Genomic DNA, 11,434 nt, shown 5'->3' with positions numbered 1-11,434 from the left:
ACTCCGTGTCAGTCGCGCGCCAACAGGCGCGGGGCAAGCTCTTTAAGTGCGCGTCGATACACTTCGCGCTTGAATGTCACCACCTGGCCCAACGGGTACCAATAACTGACCCAGCGCCAGCCATCGAACTCCGGTTTACCGGTCAAATCCATCCGCACCCGCTGCTCGTTGGAGATCAGGCGCAGGAGAAACCATTTCTGTTTCTGACCGATGCACAGCGGTTGGCTGTGGGTGCGGACCAGACGTTGCGGCAGACGATAGCGCAACCAACCGCGGGTGCAGGCAAGAATTTCAACATCGTGCCGTTCCAGCCCGACTTCTTCATTCAATTCACGGTAGAGCGCGTCTTCCGGCGTCTCCTGAGGGTTGATCCCCCCCTGTGGAAACTGCCAGGCATCTTGGTTGATACGCCGAGCCCATAGGACCTGGCCAACATCATTCGTCAGAATTATCCCGACATTAGGGCGGAAACCATCGGGGTCGATCACGGCTACAACCTCGCAAACGCATGTCGGCGCATTGTTCCACAAAGATCGTGAAGGCAGCAACGCGCCTTGGGCAGCTTATTGGCACAACTGCATTAATAGATGCAGCGTCGCGGATAAACCTCGTATTCTTGGGCTCTTTTTTTAGTTAATTCAGCGAGTAACCGCATGCGCCTGGCTTTATTCGACCTCGACAATACCCTGCTTGGTGGCGACAGTGACCATGCCTGGGGCGATTACCTGTGCGAGCGCGGCATCCTTGACGGTGCTGCTTATAAAGCACAAAACGATGCCTTTTATCAGGACTACCTGGCGGGCACGCTGAACCTGACCGACTACCTGAATTTCAGCCTGGAGATTCTTGGCCGCACGGAAACAGCGCAACTCGACGAATGGCACCGCGAGTTCATGCGCGAACGCGTCGAACCGATGATTTTGCCCAAGGCGATGGCGCTGATCGCCCAACACCGAGACGCTGGCGACAAACTGCTGGTGATCACCGCGACCAACCGCTTTGTGACTGCACCGATTGTTGCGCGGATGGGCATCGACACGCTGCTGGCAACAGAGTGTGAAGTCATCGAAGGCCGCTACACCGGCAAGACCGTTGACGTGCCGTGCTTTCGCGAAGGCAAAGTGACGCGCCTGAACCGTTGGCTGGCAGAAAACAACTTCAATCTGGACGACAGCTATTTCTACAGCGACTCGATGAATGACCTGCCGCTGCTGGAGCAGGTGACCCACCCGGTGGCGGTGGACCCTGATGAAAAGCTGCTGGCTGAAGCTACGCGTCGTGGGTGGCCGGTGATTTCGTTGCGCGATTGAGGTGAGGCTATCGCGGGCAAGCGCGCTCCTACAAAGGAACGCGAATAAACTGTAGGAGCGCGCTCGCCCGCGAATGCGATTGATCAAGCAACTTGCTTATACCGGCTTGGCCCCCATCAACCCGGCAATCGCCACAAAACACACAGCACTGAAGACCGCCAGCGCGAGCGTAAACTTCGGGTTACCCACCAGCACCGGCCGCCGCAGCCGGTTGACCCGCACCGCCAGCCAAGCCCAGCTCGCCGCACCCAGGGTGTACAGCACGCTCGCGGCCAACAGCCAGGTCTGCCCCAGCGGCCAGCCCGCGTAATGCACCAACCACCAGCCGCTGACGGGCAACGTCAGCAGACACAACCCCATCAAGACCCAGACGAACACCCAAGGGCGTTGCATCGTGCGGTTCTGCACCGTCACATCCCCCGCGCACCGGCCTTTGATCACCCTGAAGGTCAGCGCCAGCGCGCAGATAAAGAGCAGCACGGTGGTGACCATGTGCAGGATTTTCAGTGCTGCGAAGTGTTCCATGTTCGTTTTCCTGTTGGTGTTTCGTTCCTCTGTAGGAGCGAACTTGTTCGCGAAACGTCCGACCTGAACGCCGCACAAACGGCTTCGCCAACACGTTGGCTCCTACAGGTTTTCGCTAGCCGAGAAACAGTTTGTAGGCCGGGTTGTTGGTCTCGTCCCAATACGGATACCCGATCTCCGCCAGCGCCGCCGGCACCAGGTGCCGTTCGTCTTCGGGCACCACCAATCCTGCCACCACCCGACCGTCCGCCGCGCCGTGGTTGCGGTAGTGGAACATCGAGATATTCCATTGCCCACCCAGCTTGTTCAGGAAATTGAACAACGCCCCCGGCCGTTCCGGGAACTCGAAGCGGAATACCATCTCGTCACTGACCCGCTCCGAATGCCCGCCCACCATGTGCCGCAGGTGCAGCTTGGCCAGTTCGTTGTCGGTCAGGTCCAACACCGGGAAACCCTGTTCGGTCAGGCTCGTTATCAGCGCCTTGCGCGGGTCGGTGTCCGGGTGGGTCTGCACGCCGACGAAGATGTGCGCCTCGCGGTCGGTGTGGTAACGGTAGTTGAATTCGGTGATCTGGCGTTTGCCGATGGCCTCGCAGAAGGCCTTGAAACTGCCCGGCTGCTCGGGGATGGTGACCGCGATGATGGCTTCGCGGCCTTCGCCCAGTTCGGCGCGCTCGGCCACGTGGCGCAAGCGGTCAAAGTTGACGTTGGCCCCCGAATCGATGGCGACGAAGGTCTGCCCGGTCACTTCGTATTGCTCGGTGTATTTCTTGATCCCCGCCACACCCAGCGCGCCGGCGGGTTCGGTGATGGAGCGGGTGTCGTCGTAGATGTCCTTGATCGCCGCGCAGATTTCGTCGGTGCTGACCGTGATCACTTCGTCGACGTAGTGCTGGCAGATGTCGAAGGTGTGCTTGCCGATCTGCGCCACCGCCACGCCGTCGGCGAACAGCCCGACCTGTTGCAGCACGACCCGCTCGCCGTAGGCCATGGCCTGTTGCAGGCAGTTGGAGTCGTCCGGCTCGACGCCGATCACCTTGATCTCCGGGCGCAGGTATTTAACGTAGGCCGCGATGCCCGCAATCAGGCCGCCGCCGCCCACCGGCACAAAGATCGCGTCCAGCGGCCCCGGATGCTGACGCAGGATTTCCATGGCCACCGTGCCTTGCCCGGCGATGGTGTCAGGGTCGTCGTAGGGATGAACGTAGACGTAGCCTTTTTCCTCGACCAGCTTCAGGGAAAACGCCAGCGCCTCAGGGAAAGAGTCGCCGTGCAGCACGACGATGCCACCCCGGGAACGCACGCCTTCGACCTTGATTTCGGGGGTAGTCTTGGGCATGACGATGGTGGCTTTGACGCCCAGGGTTTTTGCCGCCAGCGCCAGCCCTTGCGCGTGATTGCCTGCCGAGGCGGTGACCACGCCCCGCGCCAGGTCTTCCGGGCTCAGCTGCGCCAGCTTGTTGTACGCGCCGCGGATCTTGAAGGAAAACACCGGCTGCAGGTCTTCGCGCTTGAGCAGGACCTGATTGCCCAACCGCTCCGACAGCTGCCGCGCGCCGTGCAGCGGGGTTTCCACGGCGACGTCGTAGACGCGGGAGGTGAGGATTTTCTTGACGTACTGTTCGAGCATCGGGAAAGCATCACTGGGCAAAGGGGCAAGGCCGAGAAGTCTACCCCTCACCCAGACGCACGACCACACGAATGGTCGGGTTTAACCGCTTCCATGTCGCTATAATCCCGGCCCTCAGCGCATTGCTACTCCCTGTAGGAGCGCGCTTGCCCGCGATGGCGTTGTGTCAAACGACCCTTATGTTTCTGACATACCGCCATCGCGGGCAAGCGCGCTCCTACAAGGGACATTAATAACCGGAGCCCACCCGCATGACCCAGGATCAACTCAAACAGGCCGTTGCCCAGGCCGCTGTCGACTTCATCCTTCCAAAGCTGGACGACAAAAGCGTCGTCGGCGTCGGCACCGGTTCCACTGCCAACTGCTTCATCGACGCGCTAGCCCTGCACAAGGGCGCGTTCGACGGTGCAGTCGCCAGCTCCGAGGCGACGGCCGCACGCTTGAAGGGCCATGGGATTCCGGTGTACGAGCTCAACACGGTCGGCGATCTGGAGTTCTACATCGACGGCGCCGATGAAACCGACGGGCACCTGAACCTGATCAAAGGCGGCGGCGCGGCCCTGACCCGGGAGAAGATCGTCGCGGCAGTGGCCAGGACCTTCATTTGCATCGCTGATGGCAGCAAGCTCGTTCCAGTGTTGGGCGGCTTCCCGTTGCCGGTCGAGGTAATCCCCATGGCCCGCAGCCACGTCGCGCGTCAATTGGTGAAGCTGGGCGGCGACCCGGTGTATCGCGATGGGGTGCTGACCGATAACGGCAACATCATTCTCGACGTGCACAACCTGAACATCACTGACCCGGCGACGCTGGAGGGGCAGATCAACAACATCGTTGGCGTGGTCACCAATGGCCTGTTCGCCGCGCGTTCGGCGGACGTGTTGTTACTGGGCACTGACGAAGGCGTGAAAACCCTGAAGCGCTGATCATTACCTGTTGGAGCGAGGCTTGCCCGCGAAGCTAACGACGCGGTGTGTCAGATGCATCGTGTAATCAGCTTCGCGGGCAAGCCTCGCTCCAACAACGATCACTCGCTTCACCGCTTCTTGAACACGTAAAACAGATTCGGCTCGCTGACCAGGTACAACGTGCCGTCATCCCCCATCGCGATGCCTTCGGCCTGCGGCACGTTCTTGTCCAGGCCCATACTCCCCTTGCTCAGCGACACATTGGCCACCGCCCTGCCCGTGGTGTCCAGCTCGAGGATCTGCCGCGATTCGTCCGACAGCGCCAACAAATGCCCGCTGCGCTCATCGAATTGCAGACTGGACAGGTCGCGCACGAACAATCCGGCGTTGCGGGCTTTGTCGGTGGTAACTTCCAGCACGTTCGGCGTGTCCTTGCCGGCCCGGGGAAACCCGCGAATCTCGATGATCTGCACCGGCCTGCGCTCTTTGGCCACAAACAGCCGCTGGCCCTGCGTGTCATAGGCCAGCCCTTCGAACCCGTTGTTGCCGCCCGCGTCGATCCCCAGCGTCAACTGCTCGGAATCATGCGCATCCAGAAACAACGTATCCGCGTCCACGTGAACCCTGAACAGGCTCTGGCTGTGCTCATCGCTGATCACATAAATGCCGGGGCTGATGTACTCCACCGCCTCCGCATCGCCAAAACCGGTCAGCGGAATACGCCGGATCACCTCGCCGTCCAGGTTCAATTCAGCCAGTTCGCTGTTCTTGTTGGTGACCGTGAACAGGGTTTTACGGTCCGGGTCGTAGCTGAGCGCGGAGACGTTGTCGTCGAGCCCCTTGATCGGCTTGCCCTCAATCACGACCTGATAGTCACTGAGCCCAAGGCTGTCGGCATCGGCTGATTGCCAGAAGACATGCCAGTTGAACCACAGGCGTTCCACCACTCGGTATTCGCGTCCGACAAAATACGAGGCGACGACCAGTACCACTACAACGAGGAACAGCGGGAGCTTGGTCATCATTTCTTCTTGAAGGTATAAAACAGGTTCGGCTCGCTGACGATGTACAGGGTGCCGTTTTCATCCATGGTCACGCCTTCGGCCCGGGGGATCGTGGCGGCCAGACCGTTAAAGCCGTGCAGCAGGGTCATGAAGCTGACCTGCTCACCCTTCTCGTCCAGTTCCAGCAGCATGTGCGATTCAGCCGACAGCACCAGCAGGTGCCCGGTGCGCTGATCCGCGTGCAGCGCCGACAGATTGCGCAGGTCGAGGTTGGTATTGATCAGCTTCTTCTTGTCGCCCTTCAAAGGGCTGTGGCCATCGCTGTCCCAGGTGAACAACGCCGGCGGGCGCTCTTCGCCGAGCCAGATTTTCTGGTTTTTCGGGTCCCAGGCCACGCCTTCGAACGCCTTGTTCTGATCCTTGGACGGGCCGAGGTCGTACTGGGGGAAGTCGGCAATGTTCAGCGTCTTCGTGTCCGGCGTCACGGTCACGATGGTCATCAGGTGCTGACGCTCATCAACGATCGCGATCAAGCCGTTTTCCAGCACAGCCAGCGCTTCCGGGTTACTCCAGCCCACCAGCGGGATCTTGCGAATCACATCGCCGTTGAGCGTGAGCTCGGACAGAAAGGCATTTTTACCCATCACCGAAAACAGCGTCTTGGTCACTGGGTTGTAGGACAGGTCAGACGCTTCGTCCTTTTCCATCCCTGCCAGCGGCTTGGCATCGATATCGACGGTGTAATCCGGCAGCCAGATACTCGCAGCATGTTCGGTGGGCGTGACGTTTTGTTCGCGCAACCACAACCGGCCACGGTCATCCCAGTGGAAGGCATAGGCCAGGCCATAGCCGATAACGACAAGCAGGATCAGCCACCCGTACCAGCGCACGCGCGGCAATCGGCGTTTGGATTTACTCAGTGGATCAACATCAGTGGCCATCGAAGCGTTCCCGAAATGAGTCATTGGCGCAGGGCCATGAACCAGCAGTCGGCGCGGATTATCCAGATCGACTGTGAAAAAAGTGGCAACAGGCTATCCAGCTGTGCAGACATAAAAAAGCCGCCTGCGTATTCATCGCAGGCGGCCTTGTTGGCGCATCAGCTCAATCAGCGAACGTCGCTCTCGAAGCGGCTGTGCCCCGGCAACTCCAGCACAATCTCATCACCCACACTGAAAGGCCCGACACCTGCCGGCGTGCCGGTCATGATCAAATCCCCGGCCTGCAGGGAGAAGTGCGAGGCCATGTGCTGAATCATCGGCACGATAGCGTTGAGCATCAGGCTGCTATTGCCGTCCTGACGCACTTCGCCGTTGATGGTCAGACGGATCGGGATGTCCGTCAGATCCGGGAAACTGTCCGGCGACACAAACGGCGCAATCACGGCCGCGCCGTCGAAGGATTTGCACAGCTCCCACGGCAGGCCCTTTTCCTTGAGCTTCGATTGCAGGTCCCGCAATGTCAGGTCCAGGCCCGGTGCAAAGCCGGAAATGGCGTCCAGCACTTCTGCGCGATCCGGGTTTTTGCTCAGCGGCTTGCCGATCAGCACCACGATTTCAGCTTCGTAATGCACCGAACCACGGTCGGTCGGAATGGTGAAACCGCCTTCCAGCGGCACCACGCAGCTGCCGGGCTTGATGAACAGGATCGGCTCGGTGGGCACCGGGTTGTCCAGCTCTTTGGCGTGCTCGGCGTAGTTGCGTCCGATGCAGACCACTTTCCCCAGTGGAAAATGAATCCCCGTTCCATCGACATACTTGTGCTGGTAGCTCATGGGCGCTCCTTGGCTGCGGGTTATCTTGGCACTGATTGTTTTTTGATCGATCCAGCGTGCTTCATACCGCGAAGATCTTGCCCGGGTTCATGATGCCGTTGGGGTCGAACACGGCCTTCACGGCTTTCATGTACTCGATTTCCACGGGTGAACGGCTGTACGTCAGGTAATCGCGCTTGGTCATGCCCACGCCATGCTCGGCGGAAATAGAGCCGTTGTACTTCTGTACCGTCTCGAACACCCACTTGTTGACCTTGGCGCACTTGACGAAGAACTCGTTCTTGTCGAGCGCTTCAGGCTTGAGGATGTTCAGGTGCAGGTTGCCGTCACCGATATGCCCGTACCAGAGGACTTCGAAGTCCGGGTAGTGCTCGGCGACGATGGCGTCGATTTCACTCAGGAACGCCGGCACCTTGGAAACGGTCACCGAAATGTCGTTCTTGTACGGCGTGAAGTGGGAGATGGTCTCCGAAATGTATTCGCGCAACTTCCACAGGTTCTGCAGCTGCTGCTCACTCTGGCTCATGACGCCATCGAGCACCCAGCCGTTTTCGACGCAGTGCTCGAATGTCGCCAGCCCCTCGTTGGATACGTCTTCGGTAGTCGCTTCGAATTCCAGCAGGACGTAGAACGGGCACGGCGTCTCGAACGGCGAAGGCACGTCGCCCCGGCTCATGACGCGGGCGAAGGCCTTGTCGGAGAAGAACTCGAACGCCGTCAGGTCAAGTTTGCCGTGGAAGGCATGCAGCACCGGCATGATCGAATCGAAATCGGTGGTTCCCAGCACCATGACGGTGAGGTTCTTCGGCGCACGGTCCAGGCGCATGGTGCCCTCGACCACAAAGCCCAGCGTGCCTTCGCCGCCGATGAACAGCTGACGCAGGTCGTAGCCGGTGGCGTTTTTGATCAGGTCTTTGTTCAGCTCAAGGATGTCACCCTTGCCGGTGACCACTTTCAGACCTGCGACCCAATTACGGGTCATGCCGTAGCGAATAACCTTGATTCCGCCGGCATTGGTGCCGATGTTGCCGCCAATCTGGCTGGAACCTGACGACGCGAAGTCAACCGGGTAATACAGGCCGTTTTCTTCGGCCAGATTTTGCAGCTGCTGGGTGATCACGCCCGGCTGCACGCGAACGGTGCGCTCGGTGACGTTCAGTTCCAGCACCTGATTCATGTAATCGAACGAAACAACCACTTCACCGTTGGCCGCGACTGCAGCGGCGGACAAGCCGGTTCGCCCGCCGGACGGCACCAGCGCCACCTTGTGCTCATTGGCCCACAGCACGATGGCCTGAACTTGCTCGATGGTCTTGGGGAATACGATGGCGGTCGGCGCAGGGGCGTATTGCTTGGTCCAGTCCTTGCCGTAAGCCTCAAGGGAGTCGGCGTCAGTGAGCACTTTGCCAGGCTCAACCAGGGTCTTCAGCGCATCAATCAGGGCAGGAAGATTCATCACAGAACTCTCGAACAATTCATGGTCATCCTGAGAACGGCTCACGTCCAGGAATGGGGTGTTTCGCGGGGCGTATGCTAGCATACGCCCCCTGCCGATCGAGGCTAAGCCCGATATGCAAGCGCTTCACTTTCCTGCCATTTTTCTTCGGGACACAGGTTTACGCAGATGAGCAAGACTTCCCTCGACAAGAGCAAGATCAAGTTCCTTCTTCTCGAAGGCGTCCATCAATCCGCGGTCGATGTCCTCAAGGCCGCCGGTTACACCAGCATCGACTACCACACCAAGTCACTGCCGGAAGCCGAGCTCAAGGAAAAGATTGCCGACGCCCACTTCATCGGCATCCGCTCCCGCACACAACTGACAGAAGAGCTGTTCGACAGCGCCAAAAAGCTGGTTGCCGTGGGTTGCTTCTGCATCGGCACCAACCAGGTCGACCTCGGCGCGGCCCGTGAACGCGGTATTGCCGTGTTCAACGCCCCCTACTCCAACACGCGCTCGGTGGCCGAACTGGTCCTGGCCGAAGCGATTCTGCTGTTGCGCGGCATCCCCGAGAAGAACGCTTCCTGCCACCGTGGCGGCTGGATCAAGAGCGCGGCCAACTCGTTCGAAATCCGTGGCAAGAAACTCGGCATCATCGGCTACGGCTCCATCGGCACGCAGTTGTCGGTGCTGGCTGAAGGCCTGGGCATGCAGGTGTTTTTCTTCGATCCGCTGACCAAGCTGCCACTGGGCAACGCGACCCAGGTTCCGACCTTGAACGAACTGTTGGGCATGGCCGACATCGTCTCCCTGCACGTCCCTGAGCTGCCATCCACGCAGATGATGATGGGCGAGAAAGAAATCCGCGCCATGAAGAAGGGCGCGATCCTGATCAACGCCGCACGTGGCACCGTGGTGGATCTGGACGCTCTGGCTGACGCCATCAAGGACAAACACCTGATCGGCGCCGCCATCGACGTGTTCCCGGTCGAGCCGCGCTCCAACGACGACATCTTCGAAAGCCCGCTGCGTGGACTGGACAACGTGATCCTGACCCCGCACATCGGCGGCTCAACCGCTGAAGCGCAGGCCAACATCGGTCTGGAAGTGGCGGAAAAGCTGGTCAAGTACAGCGACAACGGTACCTCCGTGTCTTCGGTCAACTTCCCGGAAGTGGCGCTGCCGGCTCACCCTGGCAAGCACCGTCTGCTGCACATCCACCAGAACATCCCGGGCGTGATGAGCGAGATCAACAAGGTGTTCGCCGAAAACGGCATCAACATCTCCGGTCAGTTCCTGCAGACCAACGAGAAAGTCGGCTACGTGGTCATCGACGTCGATGCCGATTACTCGGACCTGGCGCAAGAAAAGCTGCAGCACATCAAAGGCACCATCCGCAGTCGCGTTCTGTTCTAAATCGCACCTGCATAAAAAAGGAGACCCTCGGGTCTCCTTTTTTGTGCCTTCTCTGCGCTCGAGCTGACGTTAATACTCGATGCGCACATCACCCTTGGGCACGCTGCAGCACGAGAGGATGTAACCCTCTTCCACATCGTCATCCGTGATGCCGCCGTTGTGCTCCATCTCCACTTCCCCGCTCAGCTTCATCACCTTGCACGTGCCGCAGATGCCCATGCCGCAGGCTTTCGGGATCATCAAACCGAGCTTGGCGGCGGCGGCGTGAACCGTTTCGCCCGGCCCCACGCGGATGCTCTTGCCGGTGTCAGTGAATTCCACCTGGTGCAGATCGGCGAAGGCGATCTCCGGCGCGTCGGCCGCTTGTTCGGCGTGCTCGACGGCATCAGCACGGGCTTCGGGCGGCGTCGCACCGAAGGATTCTTCGTGGTACTGCTCCATGTTGAAGCCGTTGGCTTCCAGCAGCCGCTTGATGGCGTTCATGTACGGCGTCGGGCCGCAGCAGAACACTTCGCGCTCCATGAAGTCCGGCGCCATCAGCTCCAGCATTTTCTGGTTCACGTAGCCGCGATAACCGGCCCACGGTTCGCCCAGGCCGTGCTTCTCGCACACGATGTGCAGGCTGAAGTTGTTGATGCGCGAGGCCATCTGTTCCAGCTCGCGGTGGTAAATGATGTCCTTGGGCGAGCGGGCGCTGTGGACGAAGACCATGTCGACGTTGGCGTTGGTGTCGTAGAACCAGCGCGCCATGGACATGACCGGCGTGATGCCGACGCCGCCGCTGAGGTAGAGAATCTTCGGATTGGGGAAGTCGATGGCGTTGAACAGACCCACCGGCCCGTGCACGGCCAGCTCCTGGCCTTCATGCAGCGTGTCGTGCAGCCAGTTGGAGACCTTGCCCCCCGGCACGCGCTTGATGGTGACCGAAAAGCTGTACGGCACCGATGGCGCGCTGGAGATGGTGTAGGAGCGCATGATCGGCACGCCCTCGATTTCCAGCTCCAGGGTGACGAACTGCCCTGGCTTGAAGAAGAACAGGATCGGCTGGTCGGCCATGAAGCAAAAGGTGCGAACGTCCCAGGTTTCCTGGATAACCTTTACAACCCGTACAAGGTGGCGGCCATTGGCCCAGGTCTGGGTGTTGACCGGGCTGAGGAAACTCTGGGACATGCTCAATCTCCACGGCCGACAGTCGGCCTCTCATGGTGCGGATTCTGCGTAACGGATCGATCGCCTATTTACCTATCAGCGACATTCACATACTTATGGCGACCAGCCCCATGCCAGCGGGGTTACGCCGTCGGAAACGGATTCGGCCATGTCGCCCATGGATAAGGATCGGTCCTCGCCGGGCTCCACACTCGCCGTTAATGGGTTACGCATTTTTTACGGCGGACCCCGAGCGACAGAATCCACCGTCGCCGAGCGTGCC

General features: G+C 59.9%; 11 protein-coding genes. 3 read left to right on the top strand and 8 right to left on the bottom strand.

Annotated features, from left to right (window positions below; genetic code table 11):
- Positions 1-8: 8 nt before the first annotated feature.
- Positions 9-488: an RNA pyrophosphohydrolase gene (locus ABQX22_RS12625; RefSeq protein WP_268799145.1), complete on the bottom strand. Its 480-nt coding sequence runs from the start codon at positions 486-488 to the stop codon at positions 9-11.
- A 165-nt stretch (positions 489-653) separates the two neighbouring features.
- On the opposite strand from ABQX22_RS12625, the gene ABQX22_RS12620 reads away from it, so the two are divergent.
- Positions 654-1,310 carry an HAD family hydrolase gene (locus tag ABQX22_RS12620; RefSeq protein ID WP_349799939.1) on the top strand — a complete coding sequence of 219 codons (657 nt, stop codon included), beginning with the start codon at positions 654-656 and terminating at the stop codon, positions 1,308-1,310.
- A 96-nt stretch (positions 1,311-1,406) separates the two neighbouring features.
- On the opposite strand, the gene ABQX22_RS12615 is transcribed toward ABQX22_RS12620, so the two are convergent.
- Positions 1,407-1,835: a DUF2269 family protein gene (locus ABQX22_RS12615; RefSeq protein ID WP_349799937.1), complete on the bottom strand. Its 429-nt coding sequence runs from the start codon at positions 1,833-1,835 to the stop codon at positions 1,407-1,409.
- 115 nt (positions 1,836-1,950) lie between these two features.
- Complete coding sequence (gene ilvA / locus ABQX22_RS12610) at positions 1,951-3,465, bottom strand: threonine ammonia-lyase, biosynthetic (RefSeq protein ID WP_349799935.1); 1,515 nt, start codon at positions 3,463-3,465, stop codon at positions 1,951-1,953.
- Positions 3,466-3,716: 251 nt separating this feature from the next.
- Between ilvA and rpiA the strand changes: the two genes are divergently transcribed.
- Positions 3,717-4,388 carry a ribose-5-phosphate isomerase RpiA gene (rpiA, locus tag ABQX22_RS12605; RefSeq protein ID WP_349799933.1) on the top strand — a complete coding sequence of 224 codons (672 nt, stop codon included), beginning with the start codon at positions 3,717-3,719 and terminating at the stop codon, positions 4,386-4,388.
- A gap of 110 nt (positions 4,389-4,498) precedes the next feature.
- Here rpiA and ABQX22_RS12600 read toward each other — a convergent pair whose 3' ends face one another.
- The 4 genes from ABQX22_RS12600 to ABQX22_RS12585 all read right to left on the bottom strand — a co-directional run bounded on the left by ABQX22_RS12600 (position 4,499) and on the right by ABQX22_RS12585 (position 8,604).
- The gene (locus tag ABQX22_RS12600; protein WP_349799931.1) at positions 4,499-5,392 is read right to left on the bottom strand and encodes an SdiA-regulated domain-containing protein; all 894 of its coding nucleotides are present in this window, start codon (positions 5,390-5,392) and stop codon (positions 4,499-4,501) included.
- A complete protein-coding gene (locus ABQX22_RS12595) occupies positions 5,392-6,315 on the bottom strand; it encodes an SdiA-regulated domain-containing protein (RefSeq protein WP_349799929.1) in 924 nt (307 codons plus the stop codon). Before ABQX22_RS12595 ends, ABQX22_RS12600 begins: the two co-directional genes overlap by 1 nt.
- Before the next feature lie 167 nt (positions 6,316-6,482).
- The gene (locus ABQX22_RS12590) at positions 6,483-7,148 is read right to left on the bottom strand and encodes a fumarylacetoacetate hydrolase family protein (protein ID WP_349799927.1); all 666 of its coding nucleotides are present in this window, start codon (positions 7,146-7,148) and stop codon (positions 6,483-6,485) included.
- 61 nt (positions 7,149-7,209) lie between these two features.
- Positions 7,210-8,604: an FAD-binding oxidoreductase gene (locus ABQX22_RS12585; protein ID WP_349799925.1), complete on the bottom strand. Its 1,395-nt coding sequence runs from the start codon at positions 8,602-8,604 to the stop codon at positions 7,210-7,212.
- A 168-nt stretch (positions 8,605-8,772) separates the two neighbouring features.
- Here ABQX22_RS12585 and serA point away from each other — a divergent pair, with 168 nt between their 5' ends.
- Positions 8,773-10,002: a phosphoglycerate dehydrogenase gene (gene serA, locus ABQX22_RS12580; RefSeq protein WP_349799924.1), complete on the top strand. Its 1,230-nt coding sequence runs from the start codon at positions 8,773-8,775 to the stop codon at positions 10,000-10,002.
- A 69-nt stretch (positions 10,003-10,071) separates the two neighbouring features.
- Here the strand turns inward: serA and gbcB are convergent, their stop codons facing one another.
- A complete protein-coding gene (gene gbcB / locus ABQX22_RS12575) occupies positions 10,072-11,172 on the bottom strand; it encodes a glycine-betaine demethylase subunit GbcB (RefSeq protein WP_349799923.1) in 1,101 nt (366 codons plus the stop codon).
- Positions 11,173-11,434 lie beyond the last annotated feature (262 nt).

This window comes from Xanthomonas sp. WHRI 1810A, from assembly GCF_040202885.1.
Taxonomy (GTDB): domain Bacteria; phylum Pseudomonadota; class Gammaproteobacteria; order Pseudomonadales; family Pseudomonadaceae; genus Aquipseudomonas.
This window is presented reverse-complemented; position numbering and strand designations above follow the sequence as displayed.